This is a genomic window from Enterocloster alcoholdehydrogenati (assembly GCF_013282095.1).
GTDB classification, from domain to species: Bacteria; Bacillota; Clostridia; order Lachnospirales; family Lachnospiraceae; genus Enterocloster; species Enterocloster alcoholdehydrogenati.
The window spans coordinates 267099-293217 of sequence record NZ_BLTJ01000003.1 but is presented as its reverse complement, the minus strand read 5'-3'; the positions used below and the strand labels follow the sequence as shown (position 1 = coordinate 293217).

The window sequence follows — 26119 nt, the reverse complement described above, 5'->3', positions numbered from 1 at the left end:
CTTAGAAAGTCCTATCGTATGGGTTGGAGGAAATGCCATCATTTAAGTTACTGTAAAGCCGATTTGTCCGATACCGCAAGTAGCTTTCGTTTGTAATCGCTACATCAATTTGAATATAGCGTCCCAAATCTTGAACCCCATCTACCATGATTGCAGGATAGGCCATTCCATTGTAAAAGGTGGTAGTTTGAGTTATCCCCATTAAGTCATGGTTGTTTAAACGGCGTTCTAATACGCTCTGAATGATTCCCATAGCCTCAAACGGGTCTGTTTTGACAGACGGCTCTTGTTTTCCGCACAGAAAATGAAAAATTGCTGCATTGCTTACAATGTCATGATGAACAGGGGCTTCAATCTGGCTGGGGGTAGAAGGGACACGCAGGCAGAGCATATCCGCAGTTTCTGCAAGTACAGAAACCAGGTTTGTTCTCAACAAGCTATATGTGCTGTTCAAAAAAACAGGGTCATAGCTGGCCTGTATCGGCTCTGGCAAAGCAGAGTTTTCTTTCTTTGTTGAAGAAAACCCAATAATAGCCATAATAATAAAACAAATTCCACCAATCACAGATATAATTTGTTCCCAGTATTTCAAAAAAATAGAGAATACTCCACCCAGAAAGGCCCCCAATGACAGGAGACCCAAAAACACCAAAAAGATATGTCCTGAAAGTTTCCACCACCGTTTATCTTCAAACAAATCATACAGATATTCTGTATATCTTATACACAATTTCATAAAACTCTCCATTTCGTCTATGTGGGGAGAAAGGAAAAATCCTCTCTCCCTATTACCTATTTAACGGGGCTGATATTTATCACTCGAAGGTATGTTCCGTTTTTCCCTGTTGAGGAAATCAGTTCCACGAGGTATTCTTGCCCTGCTTCCAGAATAGAGAACAATTCCTCCGGAACCCGCAAAGTGTCAATAATACGCCCCTGCTCCTGCGCAATATTAGCGAGATAGCTTGTCCGCTTGTTTCCATTCGCATCAACGAATGTTGTTGCATCCTTTCCAATCAAGACAACCTTGGCTGTCAGCTTCATGTGTTTCACCTCCTTGCAAATCAAAAAATAAGTGCACTTCTCTCCCCTCAAAAGTTAGCGGAAAAAAAGTGCACAAAAAAACCGCAGTCATCTAAGGGGAGGAGGAATCAAAACACAAAACAAACCAAGCCTTTAATATAATCAGGCTCCAAAAATGTGTTTGATTTTTTTAACTCCTTTCAAAAAATTTTTATCCGCATGGCGGATAATGGCACAAAAAGTGCCCCCTTGATGGCCGCAGGCCGTATAGATAGACGATTAAAAATCGTTAAAATTTATTTTTTGTATATTATCACATTTCCACGGAAAAGTCAAATAAAAAATGAAATTCAGAAGAATTTTTCAATAGGCACATTTAAGACTTTTGCAAATCCAGCTAATTCAATATCAGTAACTGTTCGACTTCCATCCTCAATCCTTGAAATAGAACCACGACAAACATAAATAGCCAATGTTTCTAACTTGATAGATAATTGCTGTTGACTCCAATGCTTTGCTTTTCTAAACTCTTTAATTTTCACTCCTGTAATATTCATAGAGTTACCATCTATAATTCTTGGCATAGTTACCTCCTGTGTCTTGTAATAGGACAATAACTATGGTATGATAAATAACGCTAAATATTGTCCTGTAATAGGACAGCGCAAAAAATCAAAAAATTTAGGAGGTACAAAATGAAAAGAAACTTTAAAAAAGCAGTATGTATTATGGGGGTAGCCGGATTAGTTGCAAGTAATGCAATGACGGCATTTGCAGGCACTTGGCAGAAAGGAGCTGTTCCCAACGAGAACCGTTGGTGGTATGATAACGGAAATGGTACATACGCAAGTAATGGTTGGCAGTGGATTGATGGAAATAACGACGGTCTGGCTGAGTGTTATTATTTTGATGCAGAAGGATGGTTACTAACTAATACCACAACACCAGATAACTATTCTGTGAATGGCGACGGAGCATGGGTTGAGAATGGTGTAGTTATGACGAAGGAAACAGGAATCTCTGGAACAGAAACACCAGCAAACGGAAACGATACTCCTGTTTCAGCAGAAACAGGCGATATTAGTGGAACATATCGTTATGAATCACAAGATTTGACAGCTACATTGACACTTACTGTAATTGATAGTGAAACACTGCAAGCAGTTTATACTGATGCAGGCGAATCTGCTTTCAATGAAACGCTTACATTTACCATGAAAAAAGTTGGAAATGAATACCATTTAGAGGGAGAAGCAACAACATCAAATGGTGAGTTTGCAGTATATCCGCCAATCGGAACAATGAGAGTTGAGGGAAATCAGATTTTCACAAATGGTACTCATGAGGAAGATACAGAAACAAGAATTTTTATTAAACAGTAAATGCTATTTATGAATGGATTGTAATCAAGAGGTTGATGGACACAAGCGTCTATCAACCTCGTTTTAGTATTATGAGTTATTCTCAACCATACAAAAATCTGTCAAGAACAAGCTTTCGTTTGTAATCACAAATTCTTGACAGATTTTTCTTCTAAACCACTAGATATTGCAGAATAAGTTTGAGTACCTCTTTGAGTACCTTTGTGTAAGAGGATGTGCAAACCCTTTCTTTTCTAAGCATATGAGAGCGACCATGAGAGTTCGAATCTCCCTTCCGCTACTTAAGCAACCTCATAAGCACAGGCTTATGAGGTTATTTTATGTCTGCCAGCCCCGGCCACAGAAGCGCACCATCCTGATCCGGCGTCAGAGTCACCGGTTCCGTCACCATACGGCCATCCTCCCCCATGATATACCACTTACCGTCAATGGTCTGCTGCCCCTTTGCCATAGCCCCGTCAGCGCCAAGATAGTACCAGCTGCCCTGATATTTGTACCAGACAGCCGTCTCCATCATTCCTGCCCCGTTAAACCAGTACCACCTGCCATTATCCCTGTACCAGTCATTCCTGACCGGTTCCCCTGTATTGCCCAGATAATAACGCCAGCCGCCATTCTCCTGCTGCCAGCCGGTTTTCTTTTCTGCTGTCTGCGGCTTTCCATATTCTTTATAGAAGATATCCAGATCTGCCCGGCCGGAGATCCCCGGCACAATCCCCTGACTGGTATACTGCCATGCCGCCATGTTTTTAATGGACGGACGCTTATCCGGCCTTCCATCATTGTCCCCGTAACTGGCGATCCAGTAGTCATAAGGCAGGGCGTCCGTGTCCAGAATATTATGATACCAATCCGTATTACAGTAAATTCCCACCATATAAGATGTATGGTTTCTGATTGTCTGTAAAAATGCCTGCGCCACCGCTGTAAGCTTCTGTTTGCCAAGCCTGCGCTGCTCCTCCCATTCCAGATCCAGATATATCGGAAGCTCCAATATACGTCCATTTAAGAGAGCTGCGGCCCGCTCTGCCTCCTTTACCGCCTGCATTTCAGTAAGTGCGTATGAAAACACATAAACGCCCACTTTCAGTCCCGCAGTTCTTGCCTGCGTGTAATTGCGCTCAAACTGGCTGTCCGTCCCCACGCGGGCTATACAGCGCAAAACGGCGTACCGATATCCGGCAGCAGCCACCTTATTCCAGTTTACGGTACCTTGAAAGCTGCTTACATCTAATCCCCAAATCTCCATACTCTTATCTCCTTTTCTTTATCTTATGCTGAATTGTCCAAAAAAGATTCTCAAAAAAAGAAGCTGCATCCAGGCAGCACGCGAAGCAGATACCTCACATTCTCAATAGACTTTCCGTCTCCCCCGTGGTATACTTTCCCTATAGCGATCCCGCTGACAGGCTTCACATTTTACAAACACAGGAGGAGGTTTAAGCCATGTATGCAGAATTTACAGACGATCTCGTCACAGGAAACGAGATGATCGACGGTCAGCACAGAGAGCTGATCGGCAAGATCAACGATCTTTTGGTAAGCTGCGAAGACCGTTCCAACCAGAGCGGCGCGGCCAGACTGTTAAATTATCTGGCTGATTATACGGAATTTCATTTTAATGAGGAAGAAGCATTCCAGAAAGAGATTGGATATCCCGGCCTTAAGGAGCACCAGGAAAAGCACAGAGAACTGCGCCATACGGTACAGGAGCTTCATGATATGCTTACCGAGGAAGAAGGCCCTACTGATGCCTTCGTTGCCAAGGTCTCTGAAAATGTAAGAGACTGGCTCTATTACCACATCAAAGGCTTTGACCGTTCCGTAGCAGAATATAAATTCATGCGGGACAGCGCAGAGCGGATCTGACAAAAAACAGCCCGGCCTTATCTCTCCCCTGGCCGGGCTGTTTTTTGTCTTTACATCATTTTATCTGTCTGTCAAATACTCCCCTTCAGCACTGACAAAGCTATTTCAGGACAGGGAATCTTCCTGAACAGTTACACATTTTTCTTTAAAAGCCCCAGGATCACACAGCCTGCCACAGAGCCAGCCGCAATGGCCACCAGGTACATCAGCGGATTTCCTATGGTCGGCAGTACAAAGATGCCTCCATGAGGCGCTCTCAAGGTACAGCCAAACGCCATGGAAAGGCCGCCCGCTGCCGCCGCGCCGATGGCGCAGGATGGGATCACCCGAAGAGGATCCTGTGCCGCAAAGGGAATGGCACCCTCCGTGATAAAGGACAGGCCCATTACATAGTTTACAATGCCTGACTGGCGTTCCTTTGCAGTAAATTTCTTCTTAAAGAAGGTAGTGCACAGGGCAATCGCAATGGGCGGAACCATGCCTCCTGCCATTACGGCCGCCATAACCTCAAAATTTCCCTCTGCCAGCTGGGCGGTGCCAAATACATAAGCCGCCTTGTTAAACGGGCCGCCCATATCGATGGACATCATTGCCCCCAGCACCATACCAAGAGCAACCCGGCTGGCGCCGTTCATTCCGTTTAACAGATGGGTCAGCCCATCGTTGATCATACCCATATATGGATTGATAAAGGTAGTCACTGCCGCTGCCAGGAAAATACCAAGCACCGGATATAAAAGCACCGGTTTGATCCCTTCCAGAGACTTAGGAAGCCTTGAAAATACCTTCTTAAGTCCAAGCACCAGATAACCTCCTGCAAAACCGGCGAACAGTGCGCCCAGGAAACCGGCGTTTACATCACCGCCGGCGGGATTGGCAAAGGTGCAGCCCATCTTTGCCACCATACCGGCTACCATACCCACAGCCAGTCCGGGACGATCCGCAATACTCATAGCGATAAAACCGGCAAGGATCGGAAGCATCATGCCGAAGGCCTGCTCGCCGATGGTCTTTAAATAGGCAGCCAAGGGCGTATTCTTACCGAAATTCGACGGGTCAATGGAATAATCATCAAAAAGGAAGGCAAGTGCGATCAGGATACCGCCGCCGATGACAAAAGGCAGCATATGGGACACGCCGTTCATCAGGTGCTTGTAAATGGTTCTGCCGATGCCGTCATTCTCCCCTTCTGTCACAGACTGTGCCGCCCCTTCATAGCGGTATACAGGCACTGTACCGCTGACTGCACGGTTAATCAGTTCTTCCGCCTTGTGGATGCCGTCCGCTACCGGAACCATGATCACAGGCTTTCCGTCAAAACGGGACATCTCCACATTTTTGTCCGCCGCCACAATGATGGCCTCGGCAGCCGCAATCTCTTCCTGGGTCAGCACATTCTGAGCTCCGCCGGAACCGTCGGTCTCGGCTTTCAGGGCAATCCCCAGTTTTTTTCCTGTATTCTCCAGATTTTCAGCCGCCATATAGGTGTGAGCAATTCCCGTAGGACAAGCGGTAACTGCCAGAACCCGGTAACTGCCCGCATTCACAGCAGGCGTTTCAGAAACAGGAGCCGCCGCTTTCTCTTCCTGAAAATTTTCTTCCTTCTTTTCCTCTCCAAAGCGGTCTGATTCGGCCTCATCGATCACTGTCAGAAACTCTTCCTTTGTCTTTGCTCCAAGAAGCCCCTCTTTAAATCCAGGGTTCATTAACAGCGTAGACAGCCGGGACAAAGCCTCCAGATGCACGTCTGCTCCTTCTGCCGGTGCCGCGATCATAAAGATCAGGTTGGCCAGAGAACCGTCAAAGGCCTCGTAGTCTACGCCCTCCGGCACTACCATTGCCGCAAGTCCAGGCTCCCTTACAGCCTCGACCTTGGCATGGGGAATAGCGATTCCTTCACCAATAGCAGTACTCCCCAGCTGCTCTCTGGCAAGAATCCCTTCCTTATAACCTGCCTTATCCTTCAGTCTCCCTCCTGCATCCATCAGGGAGATCAGCCGGTCAATGGCCTCCTCTTTGGTAGATACCGTCACGCCCAGCTCAATGCTCTCTTTCTTTAAAAGTTCCGTGATCCGCATAGTCTAGTTCCCTCCATTTTCTTCCAGCTGTCCAAGCAGCTCCATAATCCGCTCCCTTGTTCCGATCCCGTCTGAAAATGCCGTGGCGCCGCCGCTGGCCGTTCCCAGTTTTAAGGCGTAGCCGTAATCTCCGGTCTTAAGATATCCTGCCAGGAAACCGGCTACCATGGAATCGCCTGCGCCTACGGAATTGCGCACCTTTCCGCGGCATACGCCCTGCCTGTGGATCTCCCCATTTTCGTCCACCAGGACAGCGCCGTCCCCAGCCATGGATACCAGCACGTTTGCCGCCCCCCGCTCCTTAAGGATACGGGCGTGTGCTATGATCTCATCTTCCGTCTTAAGCTCTTTTCCGAACATCTGCCCCAGTTCATGATTGTTTGGCTTAATAAGGAAGGGATTCAGATGAAGCACTGCTGACAGCAGCTCCTTTTCTGCATCCACTACGATTCTCACGCCGCGGCCTCTTAACCGCTCCATGATCCGCTCATAGATATCGCTTCCCACAGCGGCCGGAATACTGCCGGAAAGCACCAGCACGTCGCCCTGCTTCAACCGATCCAGCTTTCCAAAAAGCGCCTCTGTATCCTCCGGCTGGATATCAGGCCCCATACCGTTGATCTCGCTCTCCTCATCTGATTTCAGTTTCACATTGATCCGGGACATACCCTTTTTCACCTGGATAAAATCAGATGAGAAGCCAAGCTCCTTTACGCCGCGTTCAATCTCTGTCCCCGTGAATCCTGCCACAAAGCCCAGAGCCGTACTCGCATATCCGAGATTCGCCAGCAGCGCGGATACATTGATCCCCTTTCCTCCGCAGAAGATGTTTTCTCGGACGGTGCGGTTGACCTTTCCCAGGGTGAAATGATCCACAGCGATCACATAGTCCAGAGCCGGATTAAAGGTTACTGTGTAAATCATGTATCACATCTCCTTATCTATAAGAAATTTTATTTCATATCTATTTATACTATAATACGATATTTCATTTTCGTCAATACTGTTTTGTGTGAAATTATATTTCTTTATTCTTTTTGTGATTTAACACAAAAAGACAGCCTCATTTCCACAGATGCCGTCTTATTTTTGTCCATTTTTACTATATTCTATTCTGTTTTATCCGGTGAAATAGCTTCCTCATGCCGACGGATATGCTCGATCGCATCCTTCTTTCCGGCTCTGAGAAGCAGATATAATATCTCGATTACCGCTGTAGCCGTCACCCTGGAGAACCAGAACTCCTCGGTCAGGAGTTTTTCTCTTGTAGCTGTTATGATCCTGTAATCGCAGACCTCGGCCAGGCTGGAATCCGGGTTATTAGTGATCAGCACCAGGGTACTCCCGTTTTCCCTGGCTCCCTCTGCCAGTGTTTTCAGCCGTCTGGAATAACCGGAGTTGGAGATGATCAGCACCACATCCTCCGGCCCCAGGTTAAAGGCATAGGCCGCCTGGGTTTCCCAGATATCACCCGCCACTGCCGGAATTCCCAGCTGGTTAAATTTAAAAGCGCCGTCCAGCGCCACCGGAATGGTATTTCCCACCGCCGCCAGCTGTACCATACGTGCCTGCTCCAGCTTCTTAAGAATTTCTTCCAGGCTTTGCGGATCCATCATCTTCACTGTCTCCGTCAGTTCCGCCACCTTATTGGCAAGAATATTTTTCAATGACTGAGACAGATCCCCTCTGTCAATATCATTGGTCACTTCCTGGTTAGACTGCTCTTCCTCCAGCACCTCCCTGGCAAGAGCAAGCTTCAGATTCTGAAATCCCTTGAATCCGCACCGGCGGCAGAATCGGGATACCGTAGCGTCACTGGTGCCGCTGGCTTTTGCCAGTTCTCCCACCGTCATATCCACCGCCTGAGCCTTATGTTCCATCATATAATCCGCAATCTTTTTTTCCGCTTCAAAAAAACTGTCATAGGCAGAGCAGATCACTCCCAATACACTTCGTGTTTCATTCATACCATATTCCTTCATTTATATGTAAATTTATTTCATATCATCAATATAACACAGGAAACGTAAAATGAAAAGGGTACAACCGAAGGATTTCTTAAAGAAAACCAGTATTTCTTAAAGCTCTCGAAAGTTTATTAAGATTTCACTCCGACCCTTGTTTTTCCCTTTTTGCCGTGCTATAATCTTCCACATCTATCAGTTTTAACAATTCCTTTATATTGATCCACACCCCCAGAAAGGTAAGTAATCTATGGAACGTATTCGGGCCTTTTTTTATAAATACCGCCATATGTGGCTTTTATCCTATGGCTTTATCTATCTGCCCTGGTTCTGTTATCTGGAGCGGACCGTTACCCATGACTATCACATCATGCACGCCCCTCTGGATGATCTGATCCCTTTTAATGAATATTTTATCATTCCCTATATTGCCTGGTTTGTCTTTGTGGCAGGTGCGCTTTTATTTTTCATGTTCCGAAGCAGAGAAGATTACTACCGGATGTGCGCCTTCCTCTTTTCCGGAATGACCATCAGCTTGATCATCTGTACTTTTTTTAAAAATGGTACGGATCTTCGCCCGGTGATTGACCCGGAGAAAAATATTTTTTCTGCCGCCGTAGCTGCTCTCTACCAGACCGATACCTGCACCAACGTATTCCCCAGTATCCATGTATATAATTCCATCGGTACTTTGATCGCAGTCTGCAAAAGCTCTCTTTTTAAGAACAGAAAGCTTATAAAGACCGGAGCAGGCATCATGACTGCAGCAATCTGCCTTTCTACTGTATTTTTAAAGCAGCACTCTGTAATCGATGTAGCCGGAGCAGGCATCATGGCCTGTATGATGTACCATCTGGTATATGCCTACAGCCCGGCAGGACAAGGCAAAAAGGTTGCCGAAAAAATCTTAGAATAACCATGATCCGCAAAAAACCGCTGTCAGGCGTTTTCATATGCCTGCAGCGGTTTTTATCATCTTGGATCGGAGCGCCTGTAAATGCTCCGGCATTTTGCTAATTAAAACCGTAGAATTTCTGGGTGATCTTATAGCCCAGGATCAAAAGCTCTCTTCCGCCCTTTCCCGGCAGATTGCAGCCCTGTCCCAAGAAGCCCCAGCGCAGACGCAGCCACAGGGGGAAATTCTGCTTCTTCAGTGTGTTCCACAGTTCTTTTTTCTTTTCCAGATTCTCCGGTGTTCCCGACTTAATGGCAAGCACCGAGCATACGGTCATCATAATTTCCAGATACTGGATCATATAATGGCGCAATTTCTGATTTGGGATCTTAGTGGCATCATAGTACCCAAGCATCAGCCGGGTCACTCTCAGCTGCTGGTCGATCCGGCCGATCATCACAGACTCATTGACCGACTGATCATTCCGGCCTATGAAATATCGGTAGAAATTCACATCCAGATAATACATATTTTTCACATGGGGAAGGGGCTGGTACACGAAAATGTTGTCCACATAAAAGGTGTGCTTAGGCAATTCCAGTCCGCATTCTCTCAACAGCTGGGTGCGGTAAATCACGGAATGCATCAGTATGTACTGGCCGATCATGAAAAACTTTACATCCTTCCAGCTAAAAACGCAGTCCTTTGGGAAGGCGGTATGATACTTCATGACCTTTTTCCGTCTGACGCCTTCCTTCTCATATACGAAATTAGTCACCAGCATATCCAGAGACTCGCCGCGATACACAAAGCGGCGCAGCGTTTCAAGCACCTTCTGATACGCTTCCTCATTGACCCAGTCATCACTGTCCACCACCTTAAAGAATACGCCGGTGGCGTTCCTGAGACCTGCGTTTACCGCCTCGCCGTGTCCTCCATTTTCCTGGTGGATGGCGCGGCAGATTCCGGGATAGCGCCTCTCATACTCATCTGCGATCTCTGGAGTGCGGTCCCTGGCGGAACCATCGTCTACGATCAGGATCTCCACCTCATCTCCTCCTGTCAGAAGAGACCGGATGCAGTGTTCCATATAAGCCTCTGAGTTATAACAGGGTATTGCTACCGAAAGTAATTTCACGTTGTCTGTTCCTCCTTGTCCTGATGTGCAGCATGGGATTGTTCCCTGTGTCCGCCCTTTTATTTTTCAGATATATACAGTCATCCAAAGACCAGAAGTGCCGCTGCGTTGGCAGCAGCGTGCATAAGCACTGCCATCCTGTATTTCCCCCAGGGACTGTCCTCGTACCCCCAGGCCAAAACCAGCCCCAAGCCAAAGGCATAAAGCCCCTGAATGATATTTTCATGGTAAAGCCCAAAAGCCAGGGCCGATATAAGGGCCGGCAAAACCGGCAAAAGCTTCTTTCTTAAAAGTCCGTAGATCCCCCAGCGAAATACAGCCTCTTCTGCCAGGGGAGCGCTGAACAGCGTAAGAGCCAGCCTGTAAAAAAGCTCTGAACGGTTCATGAAAACTGCTCCCTGGGCCTGATTCAGGGAAACCATAAGGCTTTGAGGCCATGGGATCAGATGGACCGCCAGATTTCCCACAAGGGCCGCCAAAACAGCGGCAGAAACCCGCAGGGGCCAGCCAGGCGGGAGAAAGCGGGACGTTTCTGTCATCATTTCATTCCTTTATATGTACTTAAGCCATCATAGGACAAACGGCTGCCTGCCCCCAAGACTATATGTAGTCAGTATATCACGGGTGTCTTTCTTTTTCCAGTATCTTTTTTCGGGCAGTGTTCTCTTTTCCGTTGCAATTTTTTCCATAATAACTTAAAATGATATCAGGGCCAGACAACCGGGGCAGGGGACATTTTCCCCGAAAAAGCCGGCGGATCATGAATATTTTTAAGGACTTTGAGGACGCAGAATGCGGCGCAGTCCGGTATCAAAGGCAAAATACGCCTCCCGGGCCCGGCATCTTAAAACAGATGTAACCATTTCAGGCGGAGATATGGGGCTTTTAAAGCAGATCCGATGGCTCTGGCCGGCAAAAATCACTCCGTCCGGAAACCTACAGCATATAAAGAGAGGGATTTTAATTATGGCAAAAAAAAGAATCGTACTGGCCGTGGGCCACAAGGATATGGGAACCAATCTTCCCGAACAGAAGGAAGCCGTAAAGCGCACCGCAAAGGTCATCGCTGACTTTATTCAGGAGGGCTGGCAGGTAGCTATTGTACACAGCAACGCCCCCCAGGTAGGCATGATCCACACGGCTATGAATGAATTCGGCCGCCAGCATGACGGCTACAGTTCCGCCCCTATGTCAGTCTGCTCTGCCATGAGCCAGGGCTACATTGGCTATGATCTTCAGAATGGCATCCGGGCTGAGCTGATCAAACGCGGCATCTACAAGCCCGTCAGCACCGTACTGACCCAGGTGACCGTAGATCCTTATGACGAGGCATTTTATACCCCTGTTAAGACAATAGGCCGTATTATGAGCCGGGAAGAGGCTGATGAAGAGGAAGCAAAAGGTAACCATGTTCAGGAGACCGAGGGCGGCTACCGCAGAATCGTCGCTTCTCCTCATCCTGTAGCTATTGTGGAAATCGATGCAATCAAGGCTCTCTTAGCTGCAGACCAGATCGTCATTGCCTGCGGAGGCGGCGGTATTCCCGTTATGGAGCAGGGCTATAATCTGCGGGGCGCCAGCGCTATCATCGAAAAGGATCTGGCAACCGGGCTCTTAGCCAAGGAAACAGACGCGGATGTAATGATGATCCTCACCAGCGTTGACAATGTTACCTTAAACTACGGCACTGACCAGGAGCAGCCCATTAAACACATGACCATTGCCCAGGCAACGGACTATATGAACCAGGGACAGTTTGAGTTTGCCTCCATGCTCCCCAAGATCTCCGCATCCATAGATTTCCTCGCGTGCGGCAAGGGACGCAAAGCGATTATCACCTCTCTGGATAAGGCGGAGGAGGCATTAAAGGGAGAAGCCGGAACAACCATTGAATAGTCTGCTTTTCAAAGGCAGATTTTTACGGGGCATGAAAATGCCCCTTTTTTGTGTACTATTTTTCTCCCTTTACCCGGCTGCGGATACATTCTGCCATCTCTTCTCTGGAAACTCCCAGAGCCAGCGCCAGCTCCGAGTGAAGATTTTCCCCGGCAGTGCGGAAATACCGCTGGTCTAAGTCCGTCATTTTCTTTCCCTGGCGCAGACGATCCTGCTTTCTTACATACAGCGCCTTAATCATGCTGATCCACACACGGCAGTCACAGGTATTTAAGGCTGCCTTGTATCGTGCCTCCCTCTGCTTGTCCGTTTCCACATTCATCTCACGGATCTGAGGAATCTCATCAATCAGGCGAACCGCCTCTTCCCTTGTGACCAGGGGACGAATCACGGTTTTCCCGGAATCCACCGGAACCACGATACGGCTGCCCTTCTGATAATAAGGATGGAGCTCGTAATACAGCCGCCTCTGACGACTGTCCGGCGGCTCCATGGTGATAATATCCGAGATCTCACATACTCCTCTTATTCCATATACAATATACTGTCCTTTCTGATACATAATTCGCCTGCTTTCTGTGATACATTCTGTCGGAGAACGAATGATCCATGCTCTCAATCTATCCCCTGGCTATTTTATTGCAGCAAAACGCTGCAGAACCTGTCCTATAGTAACAATTCAGCTAAAATATAAATTTGTACAGAAATATGCTTGTATAGGCCCGATTGCAGCACATATTTCGCCACAAATTGCCCGTGGCTGAATTGTTACGTCATATATTCTTATTTTAACACGTTTTTCCCGAAAATATCAGCGTTTTGTTGCATGATTTTCCATTTTTGTAAGTTTTTTACCATATTTACACACACATTTTCAGGCGTTTTGCACACAAAAAAGAAGGAGCCAACTCAAAAAGCGCTGATCTCAAAAGCATCTATCTCTTGAAATCAGCGCTGATTTGTATTACTTTTTAAATTTTATTATTCAAAAACGGGAATCCCATAAGAGCGTTTTAAGCGTTCTTTACCATAGCAATATCGATCAGTGTCATATCTTTGGCACGGTTTTCCAGACTGGTCACCAGCGCCCTTGCGGTATCCAGAGCAGTGAGGACGTTGACGCCTGTCTCGATGGCATTGCGGCGGATGATAAAACCGTCATGGCTGCGCTCTGCGCCCTGGGCCGGGATATCGATGATCAGATCGATCTGATGGCCCAGCACAAGATCCAGAATATTAGGAGACTCCTGCTCCAGCTTGCGAATCTCATATGCCTTTACTCCGTGTGCATTTAAGGTGCGGGCGGTGCCTCTGGTGGCAAAGATCTGGTAACCCACCTCTGTAAAGCGGCGGGCGATCTCCACGGCCTCCTCCTGCTCGCTTTCACGGATCGTCATAATCATTTTCTTATACTTCGGCAGCCGGATTCCGGCGCCCTCGAAGGCCTTGTAAAGGGCTTCGTTGAAGGTCTTTGCAATACCAAGGCACTCGCCCGTGGACTTCATCTCAGGCCCCAGACTGATGTCTGCGCCCCGGATCTTCTCAAAGGAGAATACAGGCATCTTGATGGCAATATAGTCAGCGGCAGGCTGTAAACCAGGTGTATAGCCCAGTTCCTTAATGGTATGGCCGCAGATGATCTGGGTAGCCAGAGGAACGATGGGGATTCCGGTCACCTTGCTGATATAAGGCACGGTACGGGAGGAACGCGGATTTACCTCGATGATATATACGTCATCTCCGTCCACAATAAACTGGATGTTGATCATTCCTTTAACATGAAGGGCCCTAGCCAGCTTGGCAGTGTAATCCACGATGGTTTCCACATTTTTCTCTGTAATGTCCTGAGCAGGGTAAACAGAGATACTGTCGCCGGAATGAATACCGGTACGCTCAATGTGCTGCATAATGCCGGGGATCAGGATATCGGTGCCGTCACAGATAGCGTCTACCTCAATCTCCTTGCCCATGATATATTTATCTACCAGGATCGGGTGTTCCTGGGCAATCTGGTTAATGATTCCGATAAATTCATCAATATCCTCATCATTGATGGCAATCTGCATACCCTGACCGCCCAGTACATAGGAAGGACGCACAAGAACGGGATAGCCCAGCTTATTGGCCGCTTCCTTTGCCTCCTCGGCGGTAAATACGGTATGGCCTGCCGGTCTTGGAATACCGCACTCTTCCAGAATAGCGTCAAAGCGCTCTCTGTCCTCGGCTGCATCTACGTCCTCAGCCGCGGTTCCCAGAATCGGGACGCCCATTTTCATAAGTGCCTCGGTAAGCTTGATGGCTGTCTGACCGCCGAACTGAACCACAGCGCCGTCCGGCTTTTCAACGTCAACGATACTCTCCACATCCTCTGGCGTCAGAGGCTCGAAATACAGTTTATCCGCAATGTCAAAGTCCGTACTTACGGTCTCAGGGTTATTGTTGATGATAATGGTCTCATATCCCTCTTTGCTGAAAGCCCAGGTGCTGTGTACGGAACAGAAATCAAATTCGATTCCCTGGCCGATGCGGATGGGGCCGGAGCCAAGAACCAGAACCTTTTTTCTTCCCTCTGTCTTTTCCGCTTCGTTAAAGCTGCCGAAACAGGAATAGTAATATGGCGTCTCAGCGGCAAACTCAGCGGCACAGGTATCTACCATCTTATAGGCGGCCCGAATGTTGTTGTCATAGCGCAGCTTTTTGACGGCACTCTGTTCCATTCCGGTCAGTCTTGCAATCACATTGTCAGGATACTCAATGCGCTTTGCTTCTGCTAACAGCTCCAGAGTCAGCTCTTTCTTTCCTTCTCCTACCTCTTTCAGCTCCTTCTCCATCTCTACCAGCACAGCCAGCTTGTCGATGAACCAGAAATCAATGCGGGTGATCTCATGGATCAGGCCGTAGGGGAAACCGCGGCGCAGGGCCTCGGCAATTCGCCAGATGCGCATATCATCCACTTTGTAGAGCTCATTTACAAGTTCTGTATAGGAAAGCTCTGTAAAATCATAGGACAGAAGGCAGTCCACGTGCTGCTCTAAAGAGCGGATTGCCTTCATCAGAGCGCCCTCAAAGTTGGTGCAGATGCTCATCACCTCACCCGTAGCCTTCATCTGGGTTCCCAGCGCACGCTTGGCGCTTATGAATTTATCGAATGGAAGTCTCGGCATCTTTACCACGCAGTAATCCAGCATAGGCTCGAAGCTCGCATACGTTTTCTTTGTAACGGCATTTTTGATCTCATCCAGCGTGTAGCCCAGAGCAATTTTTGCCGCTACCTTTGCAATGGGATAGCCCGTAGCCTTGGAAGCCAGAGCGGAGGAACGGCTTACACGGGGATTTACCTCGATAACGCAGTATTCAAAGCTGTCAGGATTTAACGCATACTGCACATTGCAGCCGCCGGTAATTCCCAGCTCACTGATGATGTTTAAAGCGGAGGTTCTGAGCATCTGGTACTCCTTATCTCCCAGTGTCTGAGAAGGAGCTACAACGATGCTGTCACCGGTGTGTACGCCTACAGGATCAATATTTTCCATATTGCAGACCGTAATCACGTTGCCTGCGCCGTCGCGCATTACCTCGTACTCGATCTCCTTCCAGCCTGCGATGCAGCGCTCTACCAGAACCTGTCCCACGCGGGAAAGGCGAAGGCCATTTTCAAGGATCTCGGCGCACTGCTCCGGGTTGTGGGCAATACCGCCGCCAGAGCCGCCCAGGGTGTAGGCAGGACGGAGCACCACCGGATAACCGATCCTTGCAGCGATCTCAAGTCCTGTCTTTACGTCCTCTACGATGTCAGATGGAGCCACCGGCTCGCCGATTTTTTCCATGGTTTCCTTAAACATCTCACGGTCCTCAGCCTTTTTGATGGTCAGGGCTGTAGTTCCGATCAGGCGCACATTATGTTTTTCAAGGAAACCTGCATCCTCAAGCTCCATGGCAAGATTCAGTCCTGCCTGGCCGCCCAGGGTCGGAAGAATACTGTCAGGCTTTTCCTTTAAGATTAACTGCTCAACTACCTCTACCGTCAGCGGCTCGATGTATACCCGGTCCGCAATATCCTTATCTGTCATAATGGTAGCAGGGTTGGAGTTTAAGAGCACAACTTCAATCCCCTCTTCTTTTAAGGAGCGGCAGGCCTGTGTGCCTGCATAGTCAAATTCAGCCGCCTGGCCGATCACGATGGGGCCGGAGCCCAGTACCAGAACTTTTTTGATTTCAGGATTCTTTGGCATCAGTCATTTACCTCCATCATTTTAAGGAAACGGTCGAACAGGTATCCGGAATCTAAGGGGCCTGGGCAGGCCTCCGGGTGGTACTGCACGGTGAAAATGTTCTTTCCTGTGTATTTTAAGCCTTCGTTGGTACCATCGTTGACATTGATAAATGCGGGCTCGGCGATCTCTGGCGAGATGGTCTTTGCGTCTACCGCATAGCCGTGGTTCTGAGAGGAAATGTAAACACGTCCCGTCTCCAGATCCTTTACCGGATGGTTGCCGCCTCTGTGGCCGTATTTTAACTTATAAGTGTCCATACCGTTTGCAAGAGCCATCAGCTGGTGTCCCAGACAGATTGCAAAAATAGGAACATTGGAGTCGTAAAGTTTTTTTACTTCCTTAATTATAGCAGTATTTTCCTTAGGATCGCCAGGGCCGTTGGAAAGCATAATGCCGTCAGGAGCTGCGGCCAGCACTTCCTCTGCCGGTGTGTCCGCGGGATAAACTGTAACCTCGCAGCCTCTCTCATTTAAGGAACGGGCAATATTGCGCTTTGCACCAAAATCCATAAGGGCTACCTTTTTTCCATTTCCGGGAAGAACGTATTTTTCCTTTGTAGTAGTTTTTAAAACAACGCCTTCTACGGAATAAGCCTTGATCCGGTTAAGAACTTCAGAGTGATCTGTGTACTCTTTGGTAGTGATCATCCCGTTCATAGTGCCCTTCTCTCTTAAAAGCTTGGTCAGGGCTCTTGTATCAATTCCGCTGATTCCGGGAATATCGTACTCTTTTAAAAAATTCTGAATGGTGTCCTCGCTGCGGAAATTGCTTGGGATCCTGGATAATTCGCGGACAATGTATGCGTCCGGCCATGCTCTCTTTGATTCCATGTCCTCACGGCAGATTCCGTAATTGCCAATAAGCGGATAGGTCATAACTACTGCCTGGCCGGCGTAAGACGGGTCTGTCAGCACTTCCAGATAGCCGGTCATAGAGGTGTTGAATACGATCTCACTGATCACTTCACGTTCCGCTCCAATGCTGGTGCCGGTGAATACAGTGCCGTCTTCCAATATAAGGTATGCTTTCATATGGGGGGTACCTGTCCTTTCTTATGTGTGTTTGTTTGGGGATTGGAAGGCGTATCTGAAACCCTTCCAGGGCCAGCTTTCTGCGTCAGCCCAAATTGTAAAGATTATACTTTATTTCAATTTATTTTTCAATGGATTCAACGGCTAAATTTTTTTGTTGTGATCTAATCTTTTTTGGCATTAAACCTGTCTGCCGAAAAAATCCCCGATATTTCGGTGACATGACAACAAAAAACCGGGCAGAAGGTGCTGTCTTACGCCTTCTGCCCGGTTATATCCATTAGGAAAATTTGAGAATATTTTCTTCGCCCTTTGCTACCGTTCCCTCTTTTTTGTTCATGGTAAAGGCGGCTCCACTTGGGAAGATCACGGGGGTTACCAGTGATTTGCCTTTTGCCCGTACTGCCTCTAAATCTACCACTACCAGAGTCTGGCCCTGCTTTACTTTGGCTCCCTGCTCTACCTTTACGTCAAAGCCCTCTCCGTTTAACTCTACGGTGTCCATACCGATGTGGATCAGACATTCCACCCCGTCTTTTCTTCTGAGACCATATGCATGACCAGTGGGAAAAGCTGCCGTTACCTCCGCATCAAAGGGAGCAACCACCTCTCCCTCTGCCAGGTCAATGGCAAAGCCGTCTCCCATCATCTTAGAGGAAAAAGCAGGATCCGCAACCGCTGTAATGTCTATCAGTGTTCCTCCTGCTGGCGATATAAAATCCGGTTTCTTTTTTCCAAATAAAAATCCCATATTTCTCCCTTTCCTGATCTCCTGTGTCCGGCCAGTAAAAACCGGATATAGGTGATCATTCCCTTTATTCATCTTGGCGTGCCGGAATACGGATGGACTCTGGCGTGTATGGCCAAACCATACCTTGCCTGCATCTGGCGGCAGTTCCTTTCCCTATAAATTTGGAAGAAACGCCGCTCCGGCCTCAAAGCGCCGCATCTCACACGGCGTTCTTTTATCAGTATAACTCATTTTAGGGATATTGGATAGTAAAATTTCTCTTAAATGGGATTGTGAAAGAAATTTTTCCTGTTACACCAGTTCTGCAATCCGCGATATCCCCACATAGATATGGGAAATCCGGTACCAGGTAGCAAAATCCACTACACCTGTCTGGGGCAGCCCGAATATGCTCTGGAACTCCCGCACAGCTTCGGCGGTGCGGGGGCCGTAAATACCGTCAGGGGTGACACGCGGAATGGCTGTATAAACAGCGGCGATAGCGTCTAACTGTTCCTGTAACTGGCGTACCTTTGGGCCAGAACTTCCCTGAGTGAGGTTGGAACCAGGCCATGATGCAGGAATGCCGGAAATCTGCTCTGCGGTGTTGATGTAGATGGAGTCGCCGTAAAAGTATCGGAGTATCTCAATAGGGCTGTAGCCGCGCTCTCCAAGATCGCAGGAACCCCATTGTGTCATCCAGTCCGGACACTGAACCTGCCTCCCGTCGCAGTATTGAGTAAGGATGGGCTGGCGGACGCCGGGGCGGGAAAGGTAGGCGTCAAAGATTTCATCCACCACCTGGGAGATACTCTGGAAAATGTTTCTGCCGTAAATCCACTTATGGTCAAAGGCGGTAGAAGATGTGATGGTAAAATCATACCCCTGGTTCCTGTACCATTCTGTATACACCCGATTTAAGGTAAATGACATGATGGCCAGCACGTTGGCGGTAATGGAGCTTTCAGGCCAGGTGGAATAGATCTCACTGGAGGCCACGTTCTTAATATAATCCCGATAGGGAACATAGTAATTTCTGGCTGTGGAATCGCTTGGAACTCCGTCATGAACTACAACTGTCTGCGGAACCACCACACGGCTTAAAACAATCTCACCGCTTTCATTGACCGGTTTTATCTCATCCTCTGCAATCTTTGGAGGATAATTTCCGTAAAGGGTGTGATCCGGGATCACCACCGGATCCTCAGGAGGCTGCTGCCGCCCCACAGGCGTCATGGCCGCCGGCTGGATGGCATTGGAATCTGCCAGGATCTCGGTGCCGGAAATGGCAAGGGGATCAAAGCCTTCTGCCCGGATGATAAGGTCGTATTCGGAATATGGCTGAATGATCCCCGGACTTAAGCTGTATTCCACCGGAGGTGCAGGAAGGGAGAGCTGTTCCGTCTGGCCGGAGGAATTGGTTTTTACCTCCTCCAGCACCCGGTCAGGCTCTCCCTTGGTGCGTATGCTTACGGTTGCATTCTGAATGGGAAAATTGTTCTGGATATTGACTACGTTGATCTGTAAGAAACCTCTGGAACTTGCTTCCTGAGCTTTTACCATATGAAACCTCAAACAGTCCGTGTTTACTTACAATATAAGCAGCTCTGCCATGATTATGACTGTTTGCAGAATATTTTTTCAGTATGCGGTCTTTATTTCACATATGATATGAAATCGGCAGCCGCTTACCCGTCAGATCCTGCCGTATAACGCGGAAAACGCAGATCCAGAATCCCCTCCTCCCAGATCACAGCGTCCATGAGACAATCATGGGATTCACAGGGAATCTGCTCCTCCATCAAACTCCCCCTGCAGAGCACAGCCCGGATACCCGGCACTGATTCCAGATACCGGTCGTAAAATCCTCCCCCATAACCCAATCGGCGTCCATCCCTGGAACAGGTCAGACAGGGAATGAGCGCCAGAGAGACAGACTCCGGGGGCATGATCCTGCAGGTGTCCAGCGGCTCCTCGATCCCATAGCTGCCCGGCGCCAGATCATTTAAAGAGCTTATCTGACGTGCCTCCATAATCCCTTTTGAAACGCACTTAGGGACAGCTATTTTCTTTCCCAGATCAAGGGCAGCCTGTATCAGAGGCTTTGTATGGATCTCCCGATCCGTTCCGACGAAGCAAAATACTGTGTCCGCCTGCCTAAAGCACTCCCAGCTTACAATCCGCCCGATGATCCTCTGATCCGCCTGTCGGCAGTAAGAAGGATCCAGACAGCTGATCTGATCCCTGATCCTGCGCCGGAGAGTTTTTTTTGCTGCCGCAGGATCATCTGAGATGTAACAGGAAACACCCTCCTGCCTTCCCCGGCAATCATCCGCCTTGCTGTGTTTTACGGCCACGCCCTGTTTTTCTGTTATAGGCTCCACAATATCCGCCTCATATCCTCCGGCCTTCTCTGCCTTATGCTGCCCCATTTTTCTCCCACCGTCAATTCCTCATTGTTTCTCCCATTATAACGCCCATTTCCTTAAAAAGCCATACCGATACCGGAATGAAGTTTTTTTCTTCAGACCTTATCAATAGCAAAGCACCGTTCCGCCTGTACAGCTTTTCCTTTTATCAAAAACAATCACATTTCCATATCCCATACAGCCGTCGGCTTCCGTAAGATCTGTGGGTGAATTTACCTCCTGGTGGCAGAGGATCACCACATATTCCTGCTTTGCCGTTTCCACCTTTACCGCTTCTGCCATGGATGCCGGGTAGGTGATGCCCTTCAGAGCTGACCTTACGGGAATCAGAGATGCCCGTATCCTGCGTTCCTCCTCTTTTTTTCCTCCTCCTATCACGGTAATCATGGACTGGAAGCCTTTTCCTGCCCGTTTTACTCCAAGGCGCGTCCTGGTTTCATACCGGTTGTAGTGTCTGGAGATTTTTCCTTCTCCTAACACCGCCTGACATCCAGGACTTACAAATAAGAGCTCTGCCTTTACCCGTTCTCCGGTAAAGACGGCTCTGCCGTTTTCATAGGCAGCCCTTCCCCTCTCGCTGAAATTCCAATACTGTTCCATCTCGTGATCCCCGGCCCCATAGAGTTCATCGGCAATCACATAAAGACCGTCCCCCAAGGATACGATTTGCCGATTTACAAAGACGCCTTTGTGCATATACCCCAGATTTCCGCCCTGGATAAAGGCGTATCCGTCCTTTTCCTTAAACAGCTGCTTGACCGGCTGGGTTAATTTGGAGCATTCCCAGGCATCCTTACACTGCGTAAAAAATTCCCCATCCACGGTCACTGTATTATGGGCGTCCGGGTTTTTAAACTCAAATCTCCCTCGATCCACCACATACGTATATCGGCCAGAATCCGTCAGCACATCCTCTCCCGCCAGAATCAGATCCACATGAAGCTTATCGGAATGACCGTGGCCCGCCCCCATGGTTCCACAGTGGAAATGGAGCAGGTCTGCATCCTCCTCCCAGGAACTCCGGATGTAATAATTCCCGCTGTCATTTAAGGCTGCAGATATAAAATCCGGCCTTCGGCTTTCCAGTAAAGCATATTCCCTGGCCCCCTTCACGCCAATATCCCACAGGCTCTCAAAATCCAGTTCTGAGAATCCTCCAGATTTCAGCACCGGATCCTTTAACAGGTAAGCAGCTATGCTCATATAATCCCGCAGATCCATATCGTCGCTGTCACCCATGATAATCTGCCGATGATCCGGCCTGATCCAGGCCAGGTTGGCGCAGGCCATTTTTCTCATTGCTTCCCAAAGCTCATCCGGCGCCTTGATCCCGTTTCTTCCGGCCAGAAGAAGTACATCCTCAAAGCAGTGAAACACCTCATTGTGATACATGGGGGACTGCTCCCACTGTACGCCGTCATCAAAGATCTGCATACGTGCCTCCCGCGCCAGACGCTCCAGAGCGATGGAGGTAAACCGCTCCCTGGTTTCAAGATCCGGCATCTGAATACCGATTTCAAAAAGGCCATGATTTTCCATGACTCCCCAGTTACTGATGTATCGGTAGGGGGAATCCATTTCTATAATATATTCCCCATGCTCCCGCAGGCATTTCCAGATCTTTTCCGCCCGCTCGTCCGTCATTAAGGGGCTGTCCTTAAAATACCGCAGTGCCTTCACCCAGTTTTCTCCCCGAATCCCTGCCTCCAGAATCCGCCAGGTCGTCTGCTCCGTTTTTGGCGTACGCCGTATATGGTCAATAAAATCCATGAGCAGGCGGAAAAAATGCGTCTCATAGGCGCTGTTTCCCGTAAGCCAGTACGCCTGCCCCAGACAGATCAAAAAACGGTGCCGGTTAAACTGAAAGGTAAATTCCGGATCGTTTCCCGGACGATATTCCCAGTCAATGGGGGCGTCCTCCGGGAATATTACCGGCTCCCAGGTACGCTCCAGATCATGCTCCAGATCAAAGAGAAAGTAATTTCGGCACACCTCGTCTGCCACTCTTATGATATGAGCACAGTCCTCCGGGTATTTTTTCCGGCACAGCGCCGCAGTCTCTGCCGGATCATCAAAGAAAAAAAATTCATTTCCCCGTTTAAAAAGTTCCTTTGCTGTCATTCTCGTTTCCTCTCTCTAGCGGCATCCCTCTGCCGCCCCCAGGTTTATACACACTGACCACTGCTCTACCAGTACACATTCCAGTCTTTATATATCCGTGTCAGGGCTTCCATATAAAAATAATCTCCCCACAGATTGCACTCATCCACCCCATAGTGATTGCAGGTATTATACGGAGAATGATTTGAGTAGGTACTGTGGAGCACCAGTCCGTTTGACTTTGTCTCATCCTTCACCGCATACCCGTCTGCCAGAGCCTTCATAAACCGGGCTGCCAGAGACCGGCAGGCCGACGCCTTATCAGGATCCAGATACTTTGCCATTTCAAGAAGCCCGCAGGCTGCAATAGAGGCGGAGGAGGAATCCCTTGGCTGATCATCCCCGTCGCCAAATTCCAGATCCCAGAAGGGAATCAGATCTTCCGGCAGATGATTCAGGTAATAATCCGTAACCCCTTCAAAAATGGGGATATAGCTTTCCCGTTTCGTATATTTATACCCGATGGCCGTTCCGTAGATCCCCCAGGCCTGTCCTCTGGCCCAGGCGGAGCCGTCCCGGTATCCCTGGCAGGTGGCACCATGATCCGGTGCGCCTGTCTCACGGTTAAAGAAAAAGGTATGCCAGGTGGAAAAGTCGGGCCGTATCACATTTACAAGTGCCGTATGGATATGACGCTCTGCGATATCCTTAAATTTGGGATCTCCCGTCTCCTGAGAAGCCCAGTAAAGAAGGGGCAGATTTAACAGGCAGTCGATGATCAGACGATAGTTATCCGGGGCATCCAACGGCCCCCATGCTTGGATAAACTGGCCTTTTTCGTGAAAACGGGTAATCAGCTCCTCTGCCGCCTTGATGGCCGCCTCCCGTCCCACCGCACTTTTCGTCAGCTTATAGCCTGCCACGCAGGAGGGGGAATACATAAATCCCAGATCATGCGTTTCTACATCCCTTTTTTCATTGATCCTCTTTAGAAAGCTTTCCATCTGGAGCTCTCCCGCACGCTTAAACGCCTCATTTCCCGTGTGCTCATAAGCCAGCCATATCTCCCCGGTCCAAAAGCCCGGAGTCCAGTCCTCATTTTCCGCAGGGGCATAAAACCCATTCTCGCTGTATGCTTTCTGAAAATGGTTTGTAAACACAGGAAGGTTCTTTAAAATCTGTCTGCAGGCCCTATCCAGCGCACGGCCCGCCTCTTCTTTTGTAAGCTCCGGTTTTTTCTCCAGAGCGTCTTTTCCGATCCAGCTCATATCTGTTTCCTTTCCCTCAAAATCTCATTCTCCGCAGCCCGTCAGTGCCCTGTTCCGAAGCCGCAGCCGGTCATCCCTTTACGCCGGAAGCCGCCACGCCCTCCACAAAGTATTTCTGCAGAGACAGGAACACAATCAGTACCGGAATCAGACTCAGCACTGAGGCGGCCATGATCAGCCCGTACTCTGATCCAAACTGGCTGATAAACATACGCAGCCCCAGCTGCAGCGTTTTCTTTGACTCCGTAGTCAAGTAAATCAATGGCCCAAGGAAGTCATTCCAAGTGTTTACAAAGGTGAATATCGTCAGAGTAGACAGCGCCGGCTTTGCAAGAGGCAGCATCACCCGATACCAGATCTGGTACTCGCTCATGCCGTCGATCCTGGCCGCCTCACACAGTTCTGTGGGGATTCCCTCATAAAACTGCTTCATCATAAACACACCGAAGGCGGAAAAAGCCTGAAGGCAGATGATTGCAAGATGGGTATCCGCCAGTCCCATAGAACGCATCATCATAAACTGCGGCACCATGTATACCTGCCAGGGAACGGCTATGGTTGCAATGTAGGCTAAAAACAGGGTGTTTTTGCCCTTGAAACTGAGTTTTGAAAAAGCGTATGCTGCAAAGCTGCTGGTCAAAAGCTGTAAAGAGGTGACGATCAATGTCAGCTTCACCGTATTGATAACAAACCTAAGAAGCGGAATCCTGGTCCAGATATCCACATAATTCTGCCATCTTGGATGTTCGGGAATCCACTGAATGGGGAAAATAAATACATCCTTATCCAGCTTAAAAGAAGCAGAAAGCATCCACGCAAATGGCACCAGCATCACAAAGGCCAAAAAAACCAGCACCATATAGAGGAACACCCTCATGGCTCTTGTTTTCGTATTTTTTATCTTCATTTTGGGGCTCCTCCTTAATTGGCATATTTCTTTTCCCCACGGAACTGTACCAAGGTAATGGCCAGAACAATGACAAACAGCACCATCGCTACCGCGCTTGCGTAACCAAGATTCCAGTTTCGGAAGGCTTCTTCGTAAATATGGTATACTAAAACAATGGCAGATTCATTTAACACGCCTGTGCTTCCCCCTGCCAGCATATATACGATGTCATATACTTTAAAACAGTTGATGGTAAGGATAATGGTGACAAAAAATGTTGTAGGCTGCAGCTGAGGCCAGGTAATATAGCGAAATCTCTGCCACGCATTGGCTCCGTCCAGGCTGCAGGCCTCATAAAGCTCACTGTTGATGCCCTGTAAGCCTGCCAGATAGATGACCATATAGTATCCCATATTCTTCCAGACCGAGAACATAACCACTGTAAACATCACCCAGTCCTTGTCAGCAGACCACTTTGGAAGCGCCTTGGCCGCCACGCCCAGCTGATACAGGATCATGTTCACCGGCCCGCTTTTTGCAGGGGAAAACAGCATATTCCACACAGCCGCTACAGCTACCAGAGAGGCAACATAGGGGAAGAAGCTGACCGTGCGGAAGAAATTGCGTCCTCTGACCTTTTGGTTTAAGAGAACCGCCAGCCCCAGGGCCACAAAAAGCGTGATGGGAACCGTAGCCACACAGTACACAACGGTATTTTTAAGGGAGGCCAGGAAACGCTGATTTCCCACCATCTGCATAAAATTATCCAATCCCACAAAATCCATGGGATTGTTGCCGTCCCATTTAAAAAATGCCAGTATAAAGGCAAAAAGCACCGGCCCCAGAGTGAACACGGCAAAGCCGATAAAGTTTGGAGCAATAAAGGAATAGGCGATCAGATCTCTCCTGGTCTGGCGGCTGAATCTCTCTCCCGTCTTTGCCTGGCGGATCCTGTCACGAACCTGGTCTGCCTTCTTTCCAAGCCTTATCCTTCTTTTCGGATCCGTCTCTTCATCGGCCTGTTTTAAAAGCTCGGCCAGCCGGGGCTTCAGAATATTCAGTTTTTCTCTGACCTTTGCCGGATCAACGGCTTTTGTCTTTCCCATATTCATCTACCTCTTTCTTTAAATGAGGCAGGCGGTTGATCCCGTCT

The 26119-nt window shown here is 48.6% G+C and carries 23 protein-coding genes; 4 read left to right on the top strand and 19 right to left on the bottom strand.

The features are described 5' to 3' along the window. Nucleotide 1 precedes the first annotated feature (1 nt). The 3 genes from HW447_RS05350 to HW447_RS05340 all read right to left on the bottom strand — a co-directional run bounded on the left by HW447_RS05350 (nucleotide 2) and on the right by HW447_RS05340 (nucleotide 1607). Nucleotides 2-736 (bottom strand): hypothetical protein, encoded by a 735-nt coding sequence (locus tag HW447_RS05350; protein ID WP_176254285.1) that lies wholly within the window; start codon nucleotides 734-736, stop codon nucleotides 2-4. A 56-nt stretch (nucleotides 737-792) separates the two neighbouring features. Then, nucleotides 793-1044: a hypothetical protein gene (locus HW447_RS05345; protein WP_176254284.1), complete on the bottom strand. Its 252-nt coding sequence runs from the start codon at nucleotides 1042-1044 to the stop codon at nucleotides 793-795. A 329-nt stretch (nucleotides 1045-1373) separates the two neighbouring features. Then, entirely contained in the window at nucleotides 1374-1607 is a 234-nt protein-coding gene (locus HW447_RS05340; protein ID WP_176254283.1) for a helix-turn-helix domain-containing protein, read from the bottom strand. Between the two features lie 111 nt (nucleotides 1608-1718). Here HW447_RS05340 and HW447_RS05335 point away from each other — a divergent pair, with 111 nt between their 5' ends. Next, a complete protein-coding gene (locus tag HW447_RS05335; RefSeq protein WP_176254282.1) occupies nucleotides 1719-2405 on the top strand; it encodes a hypothetical protein in 687 nt (228 codons plus the stop codon). A gap of 313 nt (nucleotides 2406-2718) precedes the next feature. Here the strand turns inward: HW447_RS05335 and HW447_RS17940 are convergent, their stop codons facing one another. After that, nucleotides 2719-3654 carry a glycoside hydrolase family 25 protein gene (locus HW447_RS17940; RefSeq protein WP_243176217.1) on the bottom strand — a complete coding sequence of 312 codons (936 nt, stop codon included), beginning with the start codon at nucleotides 3652-3654 and terminating at the stop codon, nucleotides 2719-2721. Between the two features lie 197 nt (nucleotides 3655-3851). Between HW447_RS17940 and HW447_RS05325 the strand changes: the two genes are divergently transcribed. Continuing rightward, entirely contained in the window at nucleotides 3852-4274 is a 423-nt protein-coding gene (locus tag HW447_RS05325) for a bacteriohemerythrin (RefSeq protein WP_176254281.1), read from the top strand. Nucleotides 4275-4405: 131 nt separating this feature from the next. On the opposite strand, the gene HW447_RS05320 is transcribed toward HW447_RS05325, so the two are convergent. The 3 genes from HW447_RS05320 to HW447_RS05310 form a co-directional block, all read right to left on the bottom strand. Next, the gene (locus tag HW447_RS05320) at nucleotides 4406-6352 is read right to left on the bottom strand and encodes a PTS fructose transporter subunit IIABC (RefSeq protein WP_176254280.1); all 1947 of its coding nucleotides are present in this window, start codon (nucleotides 6350-6352) and stop codon (nucleotides 4406-4408) included. A 3-nt stretch (nucleotides 6353-6355) separates the two neighbouring features. After that, complete coding sequence (gene pfkB / locus HW447_RS05315) at nucleotides 6356-7276, bottom strand: 1-phosphofructokinase (RefSeq protein ID WP_176254279.1); 921 nt, start codon at nucleotides 7274-7276, stop codon at nucleotides 6356-6358. Between the two features lie 185 nt (nucleotides 7277-7461). Beyond that, entirely contained in the window at nucleotides 7462-8319 is an 858-nt protein-coding gene (locus tag HW447_RS05310) for a MurR/RpiR family transcriptional regulator (RefSeq protein WP_176254278.1), read from the bottom strand. Nucleotides 8320-8566: 247 nt separating this feature from the next. Here HW447_RS05310 and HW447_RS05305 point away from each other — a divergent pair, with 247 nt between their 5' ends. Next, a complete protein-coding gene (locus HW447_RS05305; protein WP_176254277.1) occupies nucleotides 8567-9232 on the top strand; it encodes a phosphatase PAP2 family protein in 666 nt (221 codons plus the stop codon). 97 nt (nucleotides 9233-9329) lie between these two features. Here the strand turns inward: HW447_RS05305 and HW447_RS05300 are convergent, their stop codons facing one another. Next, nucleotides 9330-10349: a glycosyltransferase family 2 protein gene (locus tag HW447_RS05300; RefSeq protein WP_176254276.1), complete on the bottom strand. Its 1020-nt coding sequence runs from the start codon at nucleotides 10347-10349 to the stop codon at nucleotides 9330-9332. A gap of 80 nt (nucleotides 10350-10429) precedes the next feature. Then, nucleotides 10430-10888 (bottom strand): CPBP family intramembrane glutamic endopeptidase, encoded by a 459-nt coding sequence (locus HW447_RS05295; RefSeq protein ID WP_176254275.1) that lies wholly within the window; start codon nucleotides 10886-10888, stop codon nucleotides 10430-10432. Nucleotides 10889-11315: 427 nt separating this feature from the next. Between HW447_RS05295 and arcC the strand changes: the two genes are divergently transcribed. Further along, complete coding sequence (arcC, locus tag HW447_RS05290; RefSeq protein WP_176254274.1) at nucleotides 11316-12245, top strand: carbamate kinase; 930 nt, start codon at nucleotides 11316-11318, stop codon at nucleotides 12243-12245. A 55-nt stretch (nucleotides 12246-12300) separates the two neighbouring features. Here the strand turns inward: arcC and HW447_RS05285 are convergent, their stop codons facing one another. From HW447_RS05285 to HW447_RS05240, 10 genes are all read right to left on the bottom strand, one after another. After that, a complete protein-coding gene (locus HW447_RS05285) occupies nucleotides 12301-12807 on the bottom strand; it encodes a CarD family transcriptional regulator (protein WP_176254273.1) in 507 nt (168 codons plus the stop codon). Nucleotides 12808-13258: 451 nt separating this feature from the next. Next, nucleotides 13259-16477: a carbamoyl-phosphate synthase large subunit gene (gene carB / locus HW447_RS05280; protein WP_176254272.1), complete on the bottom strand. Its 3219-nt coding sequence runs from the start codon at nucleotides 16475-16477 to the stop codon at nucleotides 13259-13261. Further along, nucleotides 16477-17550: a carbamoyl phosphate synthase small subunit gene (locus HW447_RS05275; protein WP_176254271.1), complete on the bottom strand. Its 1074-nt coding sequence runs from the start codon at nucleotides 17548-17550 to the stop codon at nucleotides 16477-16479. Before HW447_RS05275 ends, carB begins: the two co-directional genes overlap by 1 nt. 280 nt (nucleotides 17551-17830) lie before the next feature. Further along, a complete protein-coding gene (locus HW447_RS05270) occupies nucleotides 17831-18301 on the bottom strand; it encodes a PTS sugar transporter subunit IIA (RefSeq protein ID WP_176254270.1) in 471 nt (156 codons plus the stop codon). Between the two features lie 291 nt (nucleotides 18302-18592). Beyond that, complete coding sequence (locus HW447_RS05265) at nucleotides 18593-19843, bottom strand: peptidoglycan-binding domain-containing protein (protein WP_176254269.1); 1251 nt, start codon at nucleotides 19841-19843, stop codon at nucleotides 18593-18595. A gap of 125 nt (nucleotides 19844-19968) precedes the next feature. Then, complete coding sequence (locus HW447_RS05260; protein WP_176254268.1) at nucleotides 19969-20712, bottom strand: 5-formyltetrahydrofolate cyclo-ligase; 744 nt, start codon at nucleotides 20710-20712, stop codon at nucleotides 19969-19971. 102 nt (nucleotides 20713-20814) lie between these two features. Further along, a complete protein-coding gene (locus HW447_RS05255) occupies nucleotides 20815-22830 on the bottom strand; it encodes an alginate lyase family protein (protein ID WP_176254267.1) in 2016 nt (671 codons plus the stop codon). 65 nt (nucleotides 22831-22895) lie between these two features. Continuing rightward, the gene (locus HW447_RS05250; RefSeq protein WP_176254266.1) at nucleotides 22896-24077 is read right to left on the bottom strand and encodes a glycoside hydrolase family 88 protein; all 1182 of its coding nucleotides are present in this window, start codon (nucleotides 24075-24077) and stop codon (nucleotides 22896-22898) included. A gap of 70 nt (nucleotides 24078-24147) precedes the next feature. Next, nucleotides 24148-24984: a carbohydrate ABC transporter permease gene (locus HW447_RS05245; protein ID WP_176254265.1), complete on the bottom strand. Its 837-nt coding sequence runs from the start codon at nucleotides 24982-24984 to the stop codon at nucleotides 24148-24150. Between the two features lie 14 nt (nucleotides 24985-24998). Continuing rightward, on the bottom strand, nucleotides 24999-26072 hold the full coding sequence (locus tag HW447_RS05240) for a carbohydrate ABC transporter permease (protein ID WP_243176216.1): 1074 nt from the start codon (nucleotides 26070-26072) through the stop codon (nucleotides 24999-25001). Nucleotides 26073-26119: the final 47 nt, after the last annotated feature.

Bases quoted from the DNA above. Each gene is read 5' to 3' on its own strand.
- HW447_RS05350 (WP_176254285.1), bottom strand. From the start codon at position 736: ATGAAATTGTGTATAAGATATACAGAATATCTGTATGATTTGTTTGAA.
- HW447_RS05345 (WP_176254284.1), bottom strand. From the start codon at position 1,044: ATGAAGCTGACAGCCAAGGTTGTCTTGATTGGAAAGGATGCAACAACA.
- HW447_RS05340 (WP_176254283.1), bottom strand. From the start codon at position 1,607: ATGCCAAGAATTATAGATGGTAACTCTATGAATATTACAGGAGTGAAA.
- HW447_RS05335 (WP_176254282.1), top strand. From the start codon at position 1,719: ATGAAAAGAAACTTTAAAAAAGCAGTATGTATTATGGGGGTAGCCGGA.
- HW447_RS17940 (WP_243176217.1), bottom strand. From the start codon at position 3,654: ATGGAGATTTGGGGATTAGATGTAAGCAGCTTTCAAGGTACCGTAAAC.
- HW447_RS05325 (WP_176254281.1), top strand. From the start codon at position 3,852: ATGTATGCAGAATTTACAGACGATCTCGTCACAGGAAACGAGATGATC.
- HW447_RS05320 (WP_176254280.1), bottom strand. From the start codon at position 6,352: ATGCGGATCACGGAACTTTTAAAGAAAGAGAGCATTGAGCTGGGCGTG.
- pfkB (WP_176254279.1), bottom strand. From the start codon at position 7,276: ATGATTTACACAGTAACCTTTAATCCGGCTCTGGACTATGTGATCGCT.
- HW447_RS05310 (WP_176254278.1), bottom strand. From the start codon at position 8,319: ATGAATGAAACACGAAGTGTATTGGGAGTGATCTGCTCTGCCTATGAC.
- HW447_RS05305 (WP_176254277.1), top strand. From the start codon at position 8,567: ATGGAACGTATTCGGGCCTTTTTTTATAAATACCGCCATATGTGGCTT.
- HW447_RS05295 (WP_176254275.1), bottom strand. From the start codon at position 10,888: ATGACAGAAACGTCCCGCTTTCTCCCGCCTGGCTGGCCCCTGCGGGTT.
- arcC (WP_176254274.1), top strand. From the start codon at position 11,316: ATGGCAAAAAAAAGAATCGTACTGGCCGTGGGCCACAAGGATATGGGA.
- HW447_RS05285 (WP_176254273.1), bottom strand. From the start codon at position 12,807: ATGTATCAGAAAGGACAGTATATTGTATATGGAATAAGAGGAGTATGT.
- carB (WP_176254272.1), bottom strand. From the start codon at position 16,477: ATGCCAAAGAATCCTGAAATCAAAAAAGTTCTGGTACTGGGCTCCGGC.
- HW447_RS05275 (WP_176254271.1), bottom strand. From the start codon at position 17,550: ATGAAAGCATACCTTATATTGGAAGACGGCACTGTATTCACCGGCACC.
- HW447_RS05270 (WP_176254270.1), bottom strand. From the start codon at position 18,301: ATGGGATTTTTATTTGGAAAAAAGAAACCGGATTTTATATCGCCAGCA.
- HW447_RS05265 (WP_176254269.1), bottom strand. From the start codon at position 19,843: ATGGTAAAAGCTCAGGAAGCAAGTTCCAGAGGTTTCTTACAGATCAAC.
- HW447_RS05260 (WP_176254268.1), bottom strand. From the start codon at position 20,712: ATGGGGCAGCATAAGGCAGAGAAGGCCGGAGGATATGAGGCGGATATT.
- HW447_RS05255 (WP_176254267.1), bottom strand. From the start codon at position 22,830: ATGACAGCAAAGGAACTTTTTAAACGGGGAAATGAATTTTTTTTCTTT.
- HW447_RS05250 (WP_176254266.1), bottom strand. From the start codon at position 24,077: ATGAGCTGGATCGGAAAAGACGCTCTGGAGAAAAAACCGGAGCTTACA.
- HW447_RS05245 (WP_176254265.1), bottom strand. From the start codon at position 24,984: ATGAAGATAAAAAATACGAAAACAAGAGCCATGAGGGTGTTCCTCTAT.
- HW447_RS05240 (WP_243176216.1), bottom strand. From the start codon at position 26,072: ATGGGAAAGACAAAAGCCGTTGATCCGGCAAAGGTCAGAGAAAAACTG.